Origin of the sequence: Actinomyces sp. ICM39, from assembly GCF_000282935.1 — a bacterium.
GTDB classification, from domain to species: Bacteria; Actinomycetota; Actinomycetes; order Actinomycetales; family Actinomycetaceae; genus Pauljensenia; species Pauljensenia odontolytica_B.
Genome location: NZ_ALCB01000128.1, coordinates 1 through 773, shown reverse-complemented (window position 1 = coordinate 773; position 773 = coordinate 1). Strand labels below are relative to the sequence as shown.

At 74.5% G+C, this 773-nt stretch carries 1 protein-coding gene; it reads right to left on the bottom strand.

Annotation, left to right across the window (positions count from 1 at the left end; genetic code table 11):
- Positions 1–773, bottom strand: a 773-nt coding sequence (locus HMPREF1137_RS08315) for an SMC hinge domain-related protein (RefSeq protein ID WP_009054283.1), incomplete at both ends; no start/stop codon positions are given.

Genomic DNA, 773 nt, shown 5'->3' with positions numbered 1-773 from the left:
GTCGTGGGCACGCTCGGCCTCAGCTCGGGCGGCCTGCGCGGCCGACTGTGCGCGAGCCAGCTCCTGGGCTTCCTTGGCGCGCTGTGCGTCTTCCTCGCGCAGGGCCTTCAGGGCGTCGTTCGCCTCGCGAATACAGCGGTCCAGGTCGGCGTTTGCCTCGCTGAGCTGCTCGGAGACCTCGGCCATGCGGGCTTGGGCGGCCTCGGCCTGCGCGCACGCCTCCTCGTAGTCTGCGCGCACGGAGAGCACGGAGGAGGCCTGGCGGCCGCCCTCCACCGACCAGGAGCGCAGCACGTCGCCGCCCGACGTGACGACGGCGCGCACGCCGGGCACGTCCAGCACGGCCACAGCGGTCTCAAGCGAGCATGCGACTATCCCGTCCAGCAGGGAAGCCAGCGGCGCGGCGGCCCCCTCGCAGGCGACGACGTCGGCAAGCCACGTCGCGCCCTCGGGCAGCTCGGCGCGGACGGCCCCGCTGATTCCATCCACGGGACCGTCGGAAGGGCCGGAAGAATCAGAGGCCACGACGAGCCGCAGCGAGCGCCCTGCCGCGCGGGCGGCATCCAGCTCGCCCAGGCCTCGGGCGAGGGAGTCGACGACGACGGCGTCGGCGAAGGGTGCCAGAGCGGCGGCGACGGCATCCTCGAAACCGGGTGTGACGTGCAGCAAGGGCGCGACCTGGCCAAGCACCCCGGGGCGTCCCAGCAGCTCGGCGGTGCCGTCCTCGGGGGCGAGCAGCTGCTCGAGCGCGTCGCGGCGCGCCTCCCAGCGCG